The sequence below is a fragment of the Arthrobacter sp. M2012083 genome (genome assembly GCF_000281065.1).
In the GTDB taxonomy this organism is placed as follows: domain Bacteria; phylum Actinomycetota; class Actinomycetes; order Actinomycetales; family Micrococcaceae; genus Arthrobacter.
On sequence record NZ_AKKK01000001.1, the window covers coordinates 51948 to 67441 of the forward strand.

General features: G+C 62.5%; 15 protein-coding genes. 4 read left to right on the plus strand and 11 right to left on the minus strand.

Annotated elements, in window-relative coordinates; all coding sequences use genetic code 11:
• Window positions 1–63: 63 nt before the first annotated feature.
• Entirely contained in the window at window positions 64–2853 is a 2790-nt protein-coding gene (locus tag A477_RS0100285) for an alpha-amylase family glycosyl hydrolase (RefSeq protein ID WP_017197045.1), read from the minus strand.
• A 320-nt stretch (window positions 2854–3173) separates the two neighbouring features.
• Between A477_RS0100285 and A477_RS0100290 the strand changes: the two genes are divergently transcribed.
• Both A477_RS0100290 and A477_RS0100295 read left to right on the plus strand, forming a co-directional pair.
• Window positions 3174–3371: a hypothetical protein gene (locus tag A477_RS0100290; RefSeq protein ID WP_017197046.1), complete on the plus strand. Its 198-nt coding sequence runs from the start codon at window positions 3174–3176 to the stop codon at window positions 3369–3371.
• A complete protein-coding gene (locus A477_RS0100295; RefSeq protein WP_017197047.1) occupies window positions 3368–3598 on the plus strand; it encodes a hypothetical protein in 231 nt (76 codons plus the stop codon). Before A477_RS0100290 ends, A477_RS0100295 begins: the two co-directional genes overlap by 4 nt.
• Window positions 3599–3672: 74 nt before the next feature.
• Here A477_RS0100295 and A477_RS0100300 read toward each other — a convergent pair whose 3' ends face one another.
• Genes A477_RS0100300 through A477_RS0100320 form a run of 5 tightly spaced genes read right to left on the minus strand, consistent with a single transcriptional unit; the run spans window position 3673 to window position 8392 of the window.
• Entirely contained in the window at window positions 3673–4716 is a 1044-nt protein-coding gene (locus tag A477_RS0100300; RefSeq protein ID WP_017197048.1) for a lactonase family protein, read from the minus strand.
• A gap of 5 nt (window positions 4717–4721) precedes the next feature.
• Window positions 4722–5552 carry an aldo/keto reductase gene (locus A477_RS0100305; RefSeq protein ID WP_017197049.1) on the minus strand — a complete coding sequence of 277 codons (831 nt, stop codon included), beginning with the start codon at window positions 5550–5552 and terminating at the stop codon, window positions 4722–4724.
• Window positions 5549–6589: an NAD-dependent epimerase/dehydratase family protein gene (locus tag A477_RS0100310; protein WP_017197050.1), complete on the minus strand. Its 1041-nt coding sequence runs from the start codon at window positions 6587–6589 to the stop codon at window positions 5549–5551. The genes A477_RS0100305 and A477_RS0100310 overlap by 4 nt, the downstream gene beginning before the upstream one ends.
• Window positions 6586–7557 (minus strand): aldo/keto reductase, encoded by a 972-nt coding sequence (locus A477_RS0100315; protein ID WP_017197051.1) that lies wholly within the window; start codon window positions 7555–7557, stop codon window positions 6586–6588. The genes A477_RS0100310 and A477_RS0100315 overlap by 4 nt, the downstream gene beginning before the upstream one ends.
• Window positions 7558–7570: 13 nt before the next feature.
• Window positions 7571–8392 carry an aldo/keto reductase gene (locus tag A477_RS0100320; protein WP_026005248.1) on the minus strand — a complete coding sequence of 274 codons (822 nt, stop codon included), beginning with the start codon at window positions 8390–8392 and terminating at the stop codon, window positions 7571–7573.
• A 202-nt stretch (window positions 8393–8594) separates the two neighbouring features.
• On the opposite strand from A477_RS0100320, the gene A477_RS21835 reads away from it, so the two are divergent.
• Window positions 8595–9470 carry a helix-turn-helix transcriptional regulator gene (locus tag A477_RS21835; RefSeq protein ID WP_017197053.1) on the plus strand — a complete coding sequence of 292 codons (876 nt, stop codon included), beginning with the start codon at window positions 8595–8597 and terminating at the stop codon, window positions 9468–9470.
• Between the two features lie 62 nt (window positions 9471–9532).
• On the opposite strand, the gene A477_RS0100330 is transcribed toward A477_RS21835, so the two are convergent.
• A complete protein-coding gene (locus A477_RS0100330) occupies window positions 9533–9742 on the minus strand; it encodes a dodecin (RefSeq protein WP_011773002.1) in 210 nt (69 codons plus the stop codon).
• 108 nt (window positions 9743–9850) lie between these two features.
• A complete protein-coding gene (locus tag A477_RS21840; protein WP_017197054.1) occupies window positions 9851–10657 on the minus strand; it encodes an SDR family oxidoreductase in 807 nt (268 codons plus the stop codon).
• Window positions 10658–10817: 160 nt separating this feature from the next.
• Here A477_RS21840 and A477_RS0100340 point away from each other — a divergent pair, with 160 nt between their 5' ends.
• A complete protein-coding gene (locus A477_RS0100340; protein ID WP_017197055.1) occupies window positions 10818–11249 on the plus strand; it encodes a universal stress protein in 432 nt (143 codons plus the stop codon).
• Window positions 11250–11382: 133 nt separating this feature from the next.
• On the opposite strand, the gene A477_RS0100345 is transcribed toward A477_RS0100340, so the two are convergent.
• From A477_RS0100345 to A477_RS0100355, 3 genes are read right to left on the minus strand one after another with little or no spacing between them, the layout of a single operon-like run.
• Entirely contained in the window at window positions 11383–13068 is a 1686-nt protein-coding gene (locus tag A477_RS0100345) for a thiamine pyrophosphate-binding protein (protein ID WP_017197056.1), read from the minus strand.
• Window positions 13065–13853 carry a cyclase family protein gene (locus tag A477_RS0100350; protein WP_017197057.1) on the minus strand — a complete coding sequence of 263 codons (789 nt, stop codon included), beginning with the start codon at window positions 13851–13853 and terminating at the stop codon, window positions 13065–13067. Before A477_RS0100350 ends, A477_RS0100345 begins: the two co-directional genes overlap by 4 nt.
• A 7-nt stretch (window positions 13854–13860) precedes the next feature.
• Window positions 13861–15492: a phytoene desaturase family protein gene (locus A477_RS0100355; RefSeq protein WP_017197058.1), complete on the minus strand. Its 1632-nt coding sequence runs from the start codon at window positions 15490–15492 to the stop codon at window positions 13861–13863.
• Window positions 15493–15494 lie beyond the last annotated feature (2 nt).

The window sequence follows — 15494 nt, forward strand, 5'->3', positions numbered from 1 at the left end:
TCCGAGTAGCAGTTGAGGTCGTTCTGAACAGCTCAGAACGACCTCAACTGCTACCTACTTGGGTTAGCGGACGGTGACCAGGTGGCTGGCGGGGTCGTAGCGGAAGGTGACCGGGCCGCCGTCGTGCTTCATTGCGATGTTGCTGCCGTTCGGGGCTCCGGCCAAGCCATAGTTCTCAGCCCAAGACCCGTTGATGGCGGCCTTGAATTCGTAACTTCCGGCAGCAAGGTTGGGCACAGAGAGCTTCCACATTCCGTCAGTGGCATCCAATGACAGCTGGGCCTGGGCGCAATCCGGCATCCAATCGCCAGCGCAACCGAGCTCGGAGTTCAGGCTTCCCGGCACGGAGACGGCGGACGGTTGCTGGCCCGGAACCGCTGCGCTGGTCATGTTGGTGGCGTGGTCGTACAGGAACGTGACGGCGCCGCCGGAGTGCGTGAACACCACGTTGGGGCCGTCCAACTCGCCACCCGCACCGTAGTTTTCGTCCCAGCTTCCGTTGAGCGCGGCTTTGAACTCATAGGTTCCGGCCGGCAGGTTGGGAACGTTCAGCTGCCACAGGCGGTGGGTTGGCTCGTAGCTCATGAGCGCCTGCTCGCAGCCCGGCTGCCAGTCCTCGGTGCAGCCCAGTTCCGTGTTGAGGCTGCCAGCAACCGTGACGGTTTCGGGTTGGGTTGGTTCTCCCACCACGCCGCTCTTCGGCTCACTCGTCGACGTCTGCCCGCGGTTGTCCAACACCACCGCGCGATACTCCACTGAGGACCCCGACTCCACGGACGATACGTCGTGGAACACTTGGTAGGGCGCATTGTCGTCGGTGCCAATCGCCGTCCACTCGCCGCCGGCAGTCCGCGCCTGGAAGGTGACCTCGTAGAACGAGTTACCGTCGACGTCGGCCGTCACCTTCAGGCGAGTGGCGTCACCCGCCGCGGTGACCGGCTTTCTAAGGACGACGCCGGGTGCCGCCTTGGACTTGGCAAGTTGCCCCGCTGCTTCGTAAACCACTGCGGAAAGCGGTGGAACTGTGACGGAAAGGTTGGCCTGGGAGTCTGTCTTGGCATTCTTCGCCGCGCCACCGTAGACCAGCTTGAACGGCTGCTTGGCTTCAAACGTGGGGATCGCCGCGGTCTGGGCGGTCTCGCTGTTGTTTACGGCCACGATGTATTCGCGCTGCTCCTTGGCGTCAATACGGGAGAAGGCGTAAATCCCCGCCCCGTCCGCTGCATAGCGGTTTTGCTGGGCACCGCTGCGGAGCGTTGGGTGCTCAGCAGTGAGGGCCGCGAGTTCGCTGATCTTCCGGTACAGCGGGTGCTGGGTATCGAAGTTGTCCGTTGCATGGGTGGAACTGGTGCCCAGGAGGTCGTCATCCAGATATTCCTGGACCTTGCTCGCGAACATCGTCTGCCGTGAATCCTGGTCCCCGCCGGCACCGGTAAAGCCCTGTTCGTCGCCGTAATAGATCACGGGATTGCCGCGCGAGAAGTACATCAGCTCATGGGCGAGCTCGTCGCGTTCCACCAGTTCGGTCTCGGTTGCTCCCACGTTGTCCTGCGCGATGAAGGTGCCGATTCGGCCCATGTCATGGTTGCCCAGGAAGGTGGGCAGTTGGTAGACGTTGGAGTCGGCATCCGTGTACCAGTCATCCCCGTTGAAGAAGTCCGCCAAGCCGGTGGCTTTGCTGCTCTGGGACGCGAAGCTCCGGGCTGCTCCTTGGAATCCGAAGTCCAGCACTGCCTGCATCTGGTTCTTGGTGGTGAACTTGGACGTGATGCTCTTGGAGGTATCGAAAACCTCGCCGAACATGAAGAACTCGTCCTTGCCTTGTTCCTTGGCGTAGCTGAGAACCTGGGGCCCGAACTGCTGCCAGAATTCATCATTGACGTGCTTCATGGTGTCAATGCGGAAGCCGTCAATCCCGAAGTCGCGGATCCATGTTTTGTAGACGTCCATCATTCCATTCACCACCTTCGGGTCCTCGGTGAACAGGTCATCGAGCCCAAAGAAGTCGCCGTAGAGGGAGTCTTCGCCGGCAAAGTTGGTGTTGCCGCGGTTGTGGTAGAGCGTGGGGTCGTTAAGCCAGGACGGAACCTTGACGTCCTTCTCTGCCTGGGGGACCACGGGCGTGTACGGGAAGGACGTCGCCGGGTCCAACGTGGGGAAGTCCTGCGTCCCGGCAAAATCGCGGTCATCGAAGACCTCCCCGGCAGCGCTCCGATAGGGTTCGGCTTCCTTGGAAATGTAGGGTGCCGAGGCGGTCTCCGCATACTGGATCACGTCCGCGGTGTGGTTGGTGATGATGTCGAAGTACACCTTCATGCCACGGGCGTGCGCGGCATCGATGAGGGTCTTCAACTCGGCGTTGGTGCCCAAGTGGGGGTCGATCTGGGTGAAGTCCGTGACCCAGTACCCGTGGTAGCCGGCTGAACTGTTCGCCAGGGTGCCGTCACCTTGGACGGCTTTGTTTTTGAAGCTCGGTGTGAGCCAGAGTGAATTGGTGCCCAGCCCTTGGATGTAGTCCAGCTGGTCCTGGAGACCCTTCAAGTCGCCGCCGTTGAAGAAGCCCTTACGCGTGGGGTCGTAGCCGGAGACCATCGGATCGGAACCCAGCCCGCCGTCGTCGTTGGACTTGGTGCCGTTGGCGAAGCGGTCAGCCATGACGAAGTAGAAGTTCTGATCGCTGACACCGCCTCGGATTGAGTGCTGGGCGGCTGGATCGGGTGTGCTGGCTGGCACGGCGCCCGCGGGGAGGATGGCCGAGGCGGTGAGAGCCGCCGTCGTCAGGACTACTGCGGCGATTCGGCTAAGTGGTGGGCGCTGGGGGCAGAGGTGGTGTCTATTGCTGCGAGAAAACAAGTGATGAAACCTTCCGCTAAGCGACAGTGCTGTGGGGCATAGGTGCTGTGTGACAAGTCACAACTGTAAGCGCTTGCGCAGGGTTAATCCAGACATTTACACGTTGCGGACTGTGGAATGGCATCACCTTGGCTTCGAGATTGGAAGCGCTTGCATACGTTCTAGCCGAAATTCAGTGAAAATACCGGTGTGCCCTTGCACTACTTCAGGCGAAAACGCTATGCATTTGCCCATAACCAAGCCCGCGTGACTTGCATAGGGTTGAAGAGATCTGCTTCACATAACACCCCCCGATCTACCTCCAAGGATGAGTTTCAACGATGAAGAGCATCGCCCTCCTGCGCGAACGAGCCACCCGCGTCATGCCGACCGGTTCCCACTGCCCGGCGTCAGGCCTGTGGAGCCCGGATTCCGATCCGGATGCCGTTCAGGTTTTCGCGGAAGGCCACATCCTCCCGGCGCACAATGGCGTACCCACTGTGTGGCGGCGCCGCACTGCCGCTGAAGTGTCGGCATGACCAGCACCATCCTGAACAGGCCCGCCGATTACCGTCACGTACCAGCGGCTGAGTGGACTGAACTCAGCTCCGGCGATCCCGTATGGATCTACGATGTCGCGTGGGGCGCCGGGACCGGCCGCGTGGACGATGTTTCCAAGCACCAGGAATTGCTCTGGGTGATCCTCGAGCCGACCGGCCGCAGGCTCATCTGCGGAACGGACGACGTCGAGGTTTGGACCGCCTGAAAAGACTCGCCGAGATGGCACTTAATACCAATGTCTGAGCGGATCATACGTATTAGGTGCCATCTCGGCGTCAGTTAACCGGCGGGAACCAGCATGCTCGGAGAGCCCGTCTCGACCCGACCCGCGGGGCCGTCCGGCAGTCCGGTTTCAGGGTCCAGCTTGAAGCTCACGACGTCGTCCGAGCCTTCGTTGGCGACGTACAGCCAGCCTTCGCGGACCAGGTGGTGGCGCGGCCACTCGCCGCCGCACGGCACGTCCTCGAGGGGCTGCAGCTCAGCCCCGCTGTGGGACACTTTCAAAACACAAATGCGGTTGGATCCCCGCACGCCGACGTAAGCGAAGCGGCCGTCGGGTGAGAGTGCAATCTCCGCGCCGGCGTCGCCCTCCTTTGCCCCTGCGGCACTTGCCGGAACCATGGTTGCGAGCTCGTAAGTGCCGTCCGGTTCCATCTGAAGTGCGGCGACTTCCACGGAATATTCGGTGTCCACCAAGACAGTTCCGCTGTGATGGCGGGCCATGTGCCGGGGCCCGGAGCCCTTCGGCAGGATCACTTGATGATCCGGTTGCAGGCCCTCGCCCGGGGAGTACCGCCACACCCTGACCAGGTCATGCCCCAAGTCGGTGGTCATGACACGGCCGTCCGGGAGCATCAAGCTTGCGTGCGCCCGGCTGGGCCGCTGCTCGTCCGGAGACGTTGCGGTGTGGGGATCGACGGCGGCCGCCGCACTCGTGCGCGACGTGATCGCGCCGTCGTCGTCCAGTTCATACAAGATGACTTGGCCGTCGCCCCAGCAGGTGGCCACAATAAAGCGTCCTTGCGGATCGGTGGCTACGTGGCAGGTTGCTTCGCCAGCGGACCAGGGATCGCCGAAAGCCTCCAGTTCAGCGTCTCCTGTCCGGCGATACGCCTGCACGGTCTTGCCTTCCTCGGCTACGGCGTAGACCACCGGGAGTGACGGGTGCAGTGCAAGGAACGATGGCGAGTTGGCGGTGATCGCCAAACCCAGGGACGTCAGCCGGCCGGTGTCATCGGCCGAAAGTGCGACGATGCCCTCGCCGTTGCCGTTCCTGTCGGCTGTGTAGGAACCAACCCAGATCAGTGTCTTTTGAATAGCCATGGTAATCAGTGCCCCTGTACGTCCGAGTCCACACCGGCGTCCGGTCCGGCGTCGAGGGTTTGCAGTCGGATGAGGTCTTCGTGGTCCAGTTCAAAGTCGAAAATGTCCAGGTTCTCCTTCATTCTTTGCGGATTTGCGGTTTTGGGTATGGCCACCAAGCCCTGCTGGATGTGCCAGCGCAGCACCACCTGGCCCGGCGTCTTACCGTACCTATTGCCGATGCCGGCCAACACTGGCGCGTTCAAGAGGTCGCTGCTGGCACCCAGCGGGCTGTACGACTCGGTGACGATGCCGTTCGCTTCGTTGAAAGACCGGGCGGCCGGGCGCGGGATGGAGGGACTGACCTGGATCTGGTTGACCGCCGGAACAACATCAGTCTCCCTGAACAGTTGGTCCAGGTGCGAGGGCTTGAAGTTGGAAACACCAATTGATCGGGCTTTACCGGAGGCCTGCAGTTCCTCGAAAGTCTTCCACGTAGACACGAACTCACCGCGGCGGGGGAGTGGCCAGTGGATCAGAAGGAGATCGACATACTCCAGCCCCAAGCGCTCCAACGCGCCATCCAGTCCGGCGACGGCTTTACCGGAGCCTTGGAATTCCCCGTCCAATTTGGTGGTGATGAAGAGTTCTTCGCGATTCACCCCGCAGGCCCGGATGCCGTTGCCCACGCCCTTCTCGTTGCCATATTTCACGGCAGTGTCCACGTGCCGGTAGCCGTGCGACACTGCCTCCACCACGGCATCGGCAACCTGGGCATCATTCAACGGCCATGTTCCGAGCCCAAGTTGCGGGATTTTGTGGCCGTCGTTGAGTTCAATGAGCGGGGCAAAGGTCATGTGCGCACATTCCTTTCGTAAAGCCGATCGCATAGCTCCATATAGTCCTCTTGAACCACCTGAAGCTCAGGATGCTGATCATGCCATGTCACGATCTCCCGCGCACCGTCAGCAAACGGAATCGTGGCCCTGTAATCAGGGACGAGTGCCTTGATTTTGGAGTTGTCGAACACCACTGAGTGCGAGCGGTCGCCCAAGAGGTTAGGGCCGAGCTCGGAGCTGTGGGCTGCGATGGTGTCAGATGAAACATGGAACAGTTCCGCTTCTTCCACCCCGGCCGCACGCGCAAACAGGCGGTAGATCTGGTTCCATGGCAGGAACTCGTCAGAGGTAATCGTGTAGCTCTCGCCCACGGCTTGCGGCCTTCCCAGAAGACCGACGAAGGCCTTGGCAAAATCCCGGGTATGGGTCAGCGTCCAAAGGGACGTTCCGTCGCCGTGCACCATGACCGGCATCCCGGCACGCATCCGGTGGATATCGGTCCAACCGCCCACCATCGCGATCTTGGTCCGGTCATACGTGTGGGATGGTCGGACTACGGTCAGTGGAAAATCCTGTTCACGGTAGGCCTCGAACAGCAGATCCTCGCAAGCGATCTTGTCACGCGAGTACTGCCAGAACGGGTTCTTCAATGGGGTTGATTCCCGAATCGGCAGCGTAGTGGGTGGCTTCTGGTAAGCCGAAGCGGAACTGATGAAAACGTACTGCCCGGTCCGCCCACGGAACAGTTCCACACCGGCCCGCGCCTGATCCGGTGTGTACGAGATGAAGTCCGCAACGGCGTCGAACTCTCTTCCTTGAAGTACCTCGCGAACGGCGGCGGCGTCCCGGACGTCCGCGTGGAGTACGTCCGCGCCTGCCGGCACCGGCCTGCCGGCTGACCTCCCCCTGTTGAGGATGGTCAGCCGGTGGCCCAATGCGACGGCGCGTTCAGCCGCCGCCGCACTGATGACCCCGGTCCCGCCGATGAACAGGATGTTCCGGGACGAGACCGTGTCCGCTGCCGTTCCGAGGGTGGTGGGGAGGGAACTGCTCACCAGGCGTAGTCCTCGGGGGCGGTGCGGTGGCCCGGGAAGATGTCGTCGAGACGCTTGAGTGCGTCCTCGTTCAGGGTGACGTCCAAGGCGCGGATAGCGGCATCAAGCTGTTCCTGGGTTCGAGGCCCAACGATCGGAGCCGTCACGGCAGGCTGGTGAAGCAGCCAAGCCAGCGCTACATCTCCGGGCGCATGGCCCAATTCATCCGCGAAATCCTCGTACTGGCGGATCTGCTCCTCATGCTTCTTGAGGGTCTCCAGAGCCCGGCCCTCGGCGCGGCGAACTCCCTGCTCCTCCTTCTTCAGCACACCACCAAGGAGCCCACCCTGAAGCGGGGACCAAGGGATCAGGCCCAGGCCGTATTGCTGCGCGGCAGGAATGACTTCAAGCTCAACTTCGCGCCGAAACAGGTTGTAGATGGACTGTTCGCTGACGAGACCCGTGTAATGACGCCTCCGGGCGGCCTCTTGGGCTTGGGCGATGTGCCAACCGGCAAAATTGCTGCTGCCCGAGTACAGGATCTTGCCCTGCTGGACAGCTACCTCTATAGCCTGCCAGATCTCATCCCACGGCGTATCCCGATCGATGTGGTGGAACTGGTAGATATCGATGTAGTCCGTCTGTAGCCGCTTCAGGCTCGCATCCAGTGCGCGGCGGATATTGAGCGCGGACAGCTTGGACTCGTTGGGTCGGTCCGTCATGGTGCCATACAACTTGGTAGCCAGGACGGTGCGTTCGCGTCGCTCGCCGCCCTTCGTGAACCATCGACCGATGATTTCCTCGGTCCAGCCGCGGTGCCCGGTTCCCCCGTACACGTTGGCGGTGTCGAAGAAGTTGATGCCGGAATCCAGTGCGGAGTCCATGATCGAGTGAGCTGTCGCTTCGTCCGTCTGCGGACCGAAGTTCATGGTGCCCAGGCAAAGACGTGAAACTTTCAGGCCGGAACGGCCCAGGTGCGTGTACTGCATGGTTGTCCCTTTCTTAGAGCTGGGTGAAAGCAGCGACGGCGGGATCGGAGCCGATGCGGGCGCCCGCCTCGAGTGCCGTAATGGCAGCCAGTTCGGATTCGGTGAGGGTGAGATCGGCCGCGCCAAAGTTCTCGCGCATCCTCTTCGAGTCCGCGGACTTGGGGATCACGATGGTCCCCTGGGCGAGATGCCAGGCCAGAATCACCTGTGCGGGAGTAGTGCCGTGGGCCGCCGCCACAAGGGCCACCTGCTCGGAGTTCAGGTCCTTGCCCTGGCCCAGCGGGCTGTAGGCCTCCACGGCGATGCTGAGGTCGCGGCACTTGTTGGCCAGCTCGCCCTGTTGGTACGTGGGGTGGACTTCGATCTGGTTTACGGCGGGCACCACATCTGCTTCTTTCAGCAACGTCTCCACGTGGTCCGAGAGGAAGTTGGAGACGCCGATGGCCCGGATCTGCTTGTCCTGGTACAGCTTCTCCATCTCTTTCCATGCCTGCGTGTAGAGGCCCTGCGACGGAACGGGCCAATGGATCAGGTACAGGTCGACAACTTCAAGGCCCAAGGCGTCGCGGCTACGTTGGAACGCATCATAGGCCTCGCCTTGCTCCCCGTTGCGGAGCTTGGTGGTGATGAACAGTTCTTCCCGGGGAATGCCCGAGGCCGCGACGGCAGCGCCGACTCCTGCCTCGTTGCGGTAGGCGGCCGCGGTGTCGATATGGCGGTAGCCGGCTTCCAAGGCATCTTCCACTACTTTCTGCGTTTCTTCAGCAGGTACTTGGAAGACACCGAATCCGAGCTGGGGAATGGTGACGCCGTTGTTCAATGTCAGCTCTGGCATGACGGTCTCCTTCGACGGAATGGTTATGGTGATGACACTCCACGTTCCCGACGGGCAGAAAACGTTTTCGGAGGCTCTGGTACTGAGCCTATTCACTTTTGGCGGCAGAGTCAGCAGTCCAACCTGATCCTGTTTTTCCTAGGTCTGGTAGTCCTACCCAAAATGGTGGTTATTCACACGCCTGGACCGGCAGAATGGACGGATGGGTCAAAGCGCCGAGTTTGGTAAATTCCTCAAGGTCATGCGCGCCCGTCTGTCACCCGAGGACGCTGGAGCGCAAGAGTCGAGCGGTGCACGCAGGGTGCCCGGCCTTCGCCGCGAAGAGGTTGCCCGACTCTCCGGAGTGAGCACCGACTACTACACGCGCCTGGAACAGGGCCGCAACATCCACCCGTCCAAGGCAGTCCTCGACTCTGTTGCCCGCGCTCTGCGCCTGGATGCCGGGGAGCAAGCGCACATGATGGACCTCCTGGAGCACTGTTCAAGTTCTTCAGGCAATCCCGGTCCGGTGCAAAAGGTGAGGCCCGGGCTCCGGCAGCTGCTCGACGCCGTCGGCGATGTTCCTGCCATGGTGCTGGGCAGGCGCGCGGATGTGCTGGCCGGGAACCGGATGGCCCACCTTCTCTTCACCAACTTCCCTGCACTCCCCGCCGGGGAGAGGAACCTGACCCGCTGGATCATCCTGGATCCCTTGGCGGGGCAGCTGTTCAGGGACTGGAAAACCGTCGCCGCTGAAGCCGTGGGTGCCCTCCGGATGGACGTGGGCCGGCACCCGAACGATCCGCAGACAAATCAACTCGTGGGAGAGCTCGCAGTGCACAGCGAGCATTTTCGTCAGTGGTGGGCCGGGCACAGGGTGGCATCGCGATCCGCCGGCACAGTGCGGCTGCACCACCCGATTGTGGGTGACTTGGAACTGAACTTTGAGACGCTGAGCCTCCCGGACGACCCCGACCAGATGCTAAGGATCTATTCCGCGAAGGCCGGTTCGCCGTCGTCGGACGCTTTAACGCTGCTGAGCTTCGGTGAGGCGGCCGCCGTGCCCGTTCCCGAACCCGCCAGCCGGGACGACAGTTAATGACAATCCGGAGCTCCGGAACTGTCATCAACTGTCATCTCGCGGGTGTAATGAAGGGGTGATCAGCGCTCCAGGCGGAAACCAAGCTTGATGGTGACCTGCCAGTCGGCCACTGCGCCGTCCTCAAGGTGGCCGCGGATTTCCTTGACCTCAAACCAGTCCAGGTTCCGCAGGGTCTGGGAGGCTGTTGCGATGCCATTCTTGATCGCGTCGTCAACGCCCTCGGTGGAAGTTCCTACAATTTCGGAAACGCTATATGTGTGGCCAGCCATGGTGCTCCTCATCAACGTCTTACGAATCTCTGGAAAATCAGGCCCGCCAGGCAGGCCGTCCATGCAGACTAGCCCACGGATCACCGTGCGGCCAGAGTCTGCAGGGGCTTAGCTTTCGCGCCAGTCGTTGCTCGTGATGTGCGAACCCGCCTGGGGTCCCATCTGCAACATTCCGCCGTCCACCGGCCAAGAAGCGCCGTTGACGTAACTGGAATCCGGTGATGCCAGGAAGGCGATGACAGCGGCGATTTCCCGGGCATCGCCGGGACGTCCCAGCGGAACTCCGGGCCGTTCCTTCCGGGTGGGATCTTCATCTTCCTGGCCTGTCATGGGAGTCGCGATTTCGCCCGGCGCCACATTGTTGGCGGTGATGCCGTGCTCAGCGAGTTCCAGGGCCATGGTTTTGATGAGGCCACCCAAGCCGTGCTTGGAGGCGTCATACGCCGAGGCTCCTACCCTTGGCTGGAACTCGTGGACGCTGGTGACGGCGATGATGCGCCCACCGCGGCCGGCCTTCACCATGCGCTTGGCTGCGGTCTGCATTGCCACGAAGGCTCCGTTGAGGTTCGTGTCCAAGGTGGACATCCACGTGTCGTAGTCCAACTCAAGGAATTTGGTGCCGTCGCCGGTTCCTGAGTTGTTGACGAAGACGTCCACGCCGCCAAGTTCCTCAGCAAGCTTGTGGATGGCTGCAGCTGTTCCCCGGGCATCAGTGGTGTCCAGGTGGCGGACCACTGCTCTCCGACCCAGACCACGGACCTCCTCCGCGGTTTCCTCAGCTCCCTGCTGATCCGAGTGCCAGGTGATCCCTACATCCATGCCTGCTTTGGCCAAGGCCACTGCGGTGGCCCGCCCGATTCCTGAATCCGATCCCGTGACGATGGCGGTCTGCGGGGAAAATCGTGCGTCGCTCATTGTCTTGCCTTTCGGTCGTGTGATCGTTCCGATGATTTATCCCTACCCTGAGATTCCGGCCGTAAACACTCCAGACGCAAAAGGGTCATCCCGGCGGATGGTGATCGAGTGTAGATTTCTTGCAGCAGCACCCAGTGAATCCCCACAACCAGGAGTACTCATGTCAGAAGTTATTGTGGTCGGCGTCGACAGCAGCGAGACGGCCAAGCGCGCAGCAGTGGCAGCAGCGAAGCTCGCCACCGCACTCGGTGCCGAACTGCACGTGATCAGCGGCTTCTCCGATGACCGCATCGAAGAGTTCGGCAGCGGCAGCGACCGCATCACTGTCTCCTCGGCGGATTCCGCGGAGTACGTGGCCCGCAAGGTCTCCGAAGAGCTGGACGTTCCCGCTGGCAACATCAAGTACTTCGCAGCCCGCGGCACTCCGGCCAACGCCCTCATCAACTATGCCGAGACCAACAACGCCTCGCTGATCGTGGTGGGCAACAAGCGCATGAAGGGCCTGGGTCGCGTCCTGGGCAGCATCGCCAACAGCGTGGCGCATGGTGCTCCCTGCGACGTGTACATCGTGAACACGGACGTCGAGGCGTAGCCCCCACCCATGTAGGTAGCAGCACAGGCCGTGATGAGGGCTCAGAACGGCCTGTGCTGCTACTTAGTTGGGCTCGGTGCTGCCTCCTTGAGTTAGTGGCGGCGGGATTTCCTCAATTTGCGGGAGCCCGCAGTTAGTGGCCTTGAAAGGCCTCAGCCAACCACCACGAACCGCCGTCGGAGGCTATTTTCGCGTCGATCACCAGGGGACGGTTCTGCGTTCCGGCTTCGTAGGCCGCGATCCATGGGCGCACAGCATCGAGGTCTGCCGCAGTCCGCACTGTCACTCCTTCAGCGCCGAATCCGCGGGCGATCGCGGCGATGTCCGTCTCCGGGAAGACCACGCTGGCGAGCTCGGCTTCTGTGTGCTCCGAAGCGAAGTGGTGGACTTCCGCGCCGTAGGCGGCGTCGTTGTAGACGATGCACACCATCGGGAGTTTCAGCCTCGCGGCGGTCTCCAATTCGCTGATCCCCATGAGGAATCCACCGTCGCCCGCGCCCAGCACCGGCAGCCGGTGTGGTTGGGCAAGTGCAGCACCAATCGCGGTGTACAGTCCGAGCCCGATGGCTTGGAAGGCTTGGGTGAAGCAGAATCCGTACTCGTCCGGCACGGCAAGGTATTGGCTGGGGTAGCCCATGAAGTTGCCCGAATCGACGGCCACGATCCTTTCGGCCGGGAGCAGGGTGTCGAGTTCGCGGGTGAGGACGCGTGGGTCGATGGCTGTGGCGGTGGATAGGTCTTCGGTTTCGACATCCCGCCACCGCGAACCCTGTTTGATGGCCAGGGCGTTGGTCTCAGTGCGGTACTTTTCTGCCGGTTCGGGCTGGACGCCGGCGACCGCGGCCAGCACATCGGCCGCGGTCAGCGCTGAGTCTCCCAGCACTCCCAGTGAGATGGGCCGGTTAGCGCCCAGGGCAGAGTCTTCGACGTCGATCTGCACCACTGTGGTCCCGGCGGAAATCAGCCGTCCGTGCCGCATGGTCCACATGTTCAGCGCGCAACCCCACCCCACGATCAGGTCCGCACCGCTGATGAGCTCGGCGGTGGCAGGCGAGGAGAATCCGCCGGAGATACCCAGGTTGTGGGAGTCACCGTTGAACAGCCCACTCGCCACAGCCGACGTCGCCACCAGGGCCCCGGCATGCCGCGCGAGTGCCAGGATCTCGTCCCGCGCACCCCGCCCTCCGCGTCCGGCGACAAAGACGGGCCGTTCAGCGGCGGAAATCAGCGCCACCAGCTGCTCAACGGCGGCAGTGTCGGGGCGGATCTTCAACGGTTCAGGCACGACGACGGCACTCACCTCATCTGCCGCGGTTGAGGTTGTGGCACTTTGGATGTCCAACGGCAAGCTCAGCACCACCGTGCGGCGTTCATTCACCGCGGTCCGGAAGGCCCTGACAGTGTCCGCGACGGCTGTTGCGGGGGAATGGATGCGTTCGGCCACGGCTCCTACGCTGCGGGCCAGGGCGTCTTGGTCGATCTTGAAGTTGGACCGGATGGCCGCGGCCTGGGTATCGGCGGTCAGCACGATCATCGGCGTCCGGCTCTTCGCTGCCTCACCGATGCCGGTGATGGCGTTGCTCAGCCCGCAGCCTTGATGCGTGGTGACCACGCCCACCTTGCCGGACATCCGCGAGTACGCATCCGCCATGGTGGCCGCACCGCCTTCGTGCCGGGCCGCGGTGAACCCGATGCCTTCGGCCATGAGGGTGCTGGTGACATCGAAGTTGCCGGAGCCGACCACGCCGAAAACATGCCCTACACCGAGCTTCGCCAGCGTCCTACCCACCAGCGTCGAGACCCGCACTTGTTCGCTCATGCTTTCTCTGCGTCCTTTTCAATCAGCGCGTAGACGCGACTGGGGCTGCCGGTGCCGCCCACAATGGGCAAGGGCGCCACTACCAGGGTGGCGCCGGTGACGGGGAGCCGGTCGACATTCCGCAGTGAGGTCACGCCGTACTTGTCCGCCCCGAGGAGGAATGAATGGACGGGGAACATCGGATCCAGGGCGCCGGCCTGCCCGGCGTCGATGCCCACGGTCTCCACACCGAAACCGGAGATCGAGGCGTTTCCGGCGAGCCATTTGGCACCCGCCGCAGAGACGCCGGGAGTGTGGGGTCCGGCGTCGTCCGCGTTGACGAAAGCCTCAGCGTCAGCGCCGCGGGCCGCCCAACCGGTCCGGAAGATCACCCAACAGTTCTCCGGGAACAACCCATGCTCAGACTGCCACTGCTCAAAATGCTCCGGTTCCAGCAGGAAATCCGGGTCTGCGGAAACCTCGGCTGTCTTGTCGATCACCGCGATGGGGCCAACCAGCCGTTGTGGTTCGATCTGGTCCACGGATTTTCCGTCCTTCCCGGTGATCCAGTGGACCGGGGCGTCCAGGTGCGTCCCGGCGTGTTCGCCCACGGTGACGTCGTTCCACGCCCACGCCGGGCCGGCGTCGTCGAAGTTACTCACCGGCGAGACCGACAACCCAACCGTGTTCGCGAACGGTTGCGGCAGGTTCAGGATGGGGGTTTCGGAGCTCAGGGGCGTGGTGAGGTCGATGATTTCCACCGAACCGCTCGAGAGGGCTGCAGTGAGCCCGGCCAGAACAGACATTGTTCTCCTATCGCTTGCTTGGTTTCAGTGCTGCTTGAATACGGGAAAATCGTGATGGCGGTGCGGTCAGTTTTTGGGCCACCAGGTGTCCGGAACCGCCGGAAAGGCCAGGTCCTGGATGGGTGGAAGCGCCGATGTGCCAGAGACCGTCGACGGCGGTTTGGTGACCTGCCGCGGCAGGAAAAGGCCTCCAGAGCAGATTTTGGAAGAGCTCCGCTGAGCCGCCGTAGGGGTCGCCGTTGACGGCGTTGGGGTTCGCGGACAACAGGTCCGTGGGGGCAAGGATGTCTGAAGCCAGAACAGTAGCCCGGGTTCCCGGTGCGAACTGCTCCAACCGGTCCAGGACCCGTTCCAGGTAGCCCTGCTTCAGCTGGTCGGTCCAACCTTCGGCAACCGACAGTTCGCCCGCCGCATCACCCACGGGAGAGAACGGTACTTCCTGGAGCTGCAGCCACAGGGTTGCCTTGCCCGTCGGAGCGCGGGTCGGGTCCAGGACGTATTGCTGCCCCACCACCACGGTGGGTTCGCTGGGCAACAGGCCGGCTTCGGCCTGGGCGCAGGCGATCCCGGTGCTGTCCGAGCCGTTGCTGATATGAACCAGGGGAACCTCGTTGAGCCGCGGATCGAGCCACTCCACAGGCTTGTCCAAAGCCAGATGGATCTGCATGGCCCCGCGGCCGTTTTGATAGTGTTCAGCGGCGTCGGCAGTACCGGCCGGTGGCTGGCGAAGGAGCTGGAGGTAGAGGGCTTGGGGCGAAACATTCGCCAGCACCGTCTTGGCAGAAACCACTCCTTGTGGAGTCTTCACTCCAGCCACTGACCCGCCGGCCACCAGGATCTCCTCGGCCTCCACACCCAGCATGATCCGAGCCCCGTTGTCTCGCAGCAACGACTCAAACGCCGCTACGAACTTTGACGCCCCGCCTTTGACGATCGGGAGTCCGAAGCTGTGCATGCTCATGGCCATCACGGGCAGCATGACTCCCCCGGTTGCCTGGTCCGGACTGAGGCCTGCGTGCAGGAGCCAGGGAGACCACAGCTGGTCTGCTTCCCACCCGTCAAAGCGGCTGCGGGTGTAGTTCCGGCCGCTCATCACGGAATCCCGGACGAAAGCCTCCGTGCCACTAAAGCGCCCGCGGCGAACAGCGCCAAACGCAATTTTGGCCACCTCCCCAAACGATCGAAGTTCGGCCCCGAACGCTCCGAAAACCGTGCCGGCATTCCGCCCGAGATCATCCAACATGGCCATATAGGCGGCTTGATCGCCGGAGGCCTTGAACGCAGCAGCCGTCTCGGCCGGATCACGCTGGGCAATGATCACGCGGTGGGCTCCGGTGGCAGGATCCGCAGCAACGCTGGCCGTCACTGGGCCGGAGGTGTTGCAGTATTCCAGACCCCGGGCGTGCAGTTCCTTGCCCAACACCCCGTAGGCACTACCGGACACGAACAACGGGTGCCAGGAAGAGAAGGAGTCGTGGATGAAGCCCGGAAGGGTCCGCTCGGCTGACTGAATGAAACCACCCAGCCGATCCGAGCGCTCAATGACGCACACGCGTTTCCCGGCCAAGGCCAACTCAGCTGCGGCCACCAAGGAATTGATGCCTGATCCGATGATCGCGACGTCAAGGGAATCTTCCATAT

Excerpts from the sequence above, each read along its gene's own strand:
- A477_RS0100290 (WP_017197046.1), top strand. The coding sequence starts at position 3,174 with ATGAAGAGCATCGCCCTCCTGCGCGAACGAGCCACCCGCGTCATGCCG.
- A477_RS0100295 (WP_017197047.1), top strand. The coding sequence starts at position 3,368 with ATGACCAGCACCATCCTGAACAGGCCCGCCGATTACCGTCACGTACCA.
- A477_RS0100300 (WP_017197048.1), bottom strand. The coding sequence starts at position 4,716 with ATGGCTATTCAAAAGACACTGATCTGGGTTGGTTCCTACACAGCCGAC.
- A477_RS0100305 (WP_017197049.1), bottom strand. The coding sequence starts at position 5,552 with ATGACCTTTGCCCCGCTCATTGAACTCAACGACGGCCACAAAATCCCG.
- A477_RS0100315 (WP_017197051.1), bottom strand. The coding sequence starts at position 7,557 with ATGCAGTACACGCACCTGGGCCGTTCCGGCCTGAAAGTTTCACGTCTT.
- A477_RS0100320 (WP_026005248.1), bottom strand. The coding sequence starts at position 8,392 with ATGCCAGAGCTGACATTGAACAACGGCGTCACCATTCCCCAGCTCGGA.
- A477_RS21835 (WP_017197053.1), top strand. The coding sequence starts at position 8,595 with ATGGGTCAAAGCGCCGAGTTTGGTAAATTCCTCAAGGTCATGCGCGCC.
- A477_RS0100330 (WP_011773002.1), bottom strand. The coding sequence starts at position 9,742 with ATGGCTGGCCACACATATAGCGTTTCCGAAATTGTAGGAACTTCCACC.
- A477_RS21840 (WP_017197054.1), bottom strand. The coding sequence starts at position 10,657 with ATGAGCGACGCACGATTTTCCCCGCAGACCGCCATCGTCACGGGATCG.
- A477_RS0100340 (WP_017197055.1), top strand. The coding sequence starts at position 10,818 with ATGTCAGAAGTTATTGTGGTCGGCGTCGACAGCAGCGAGACGGCCAAG.
- A477_RS0100345 (WP_017197056.1), bottom strand. The coding sequence starts at position 13,068 with ATGAGCGAACAAGTGCGGGTCTCGACGCTGGTGGGTAGGACGCTGGCG.
- A477_RS0100350 (WP_017197057.1), bottom strand. The coding sequence starts at position 13,853 with ATGTCTGTTCTGGCCGGGCTCACTGCAGCCCTCTCGAGCGGTTCGGTG.
- A477_RS0100355 (WP_017197058.1), bottom strand. The coding sequence starts at position 15,492 with ATGGAAGATTCCCTTGACGTCGCGATCATCGGATCAGGCATCAATTCC.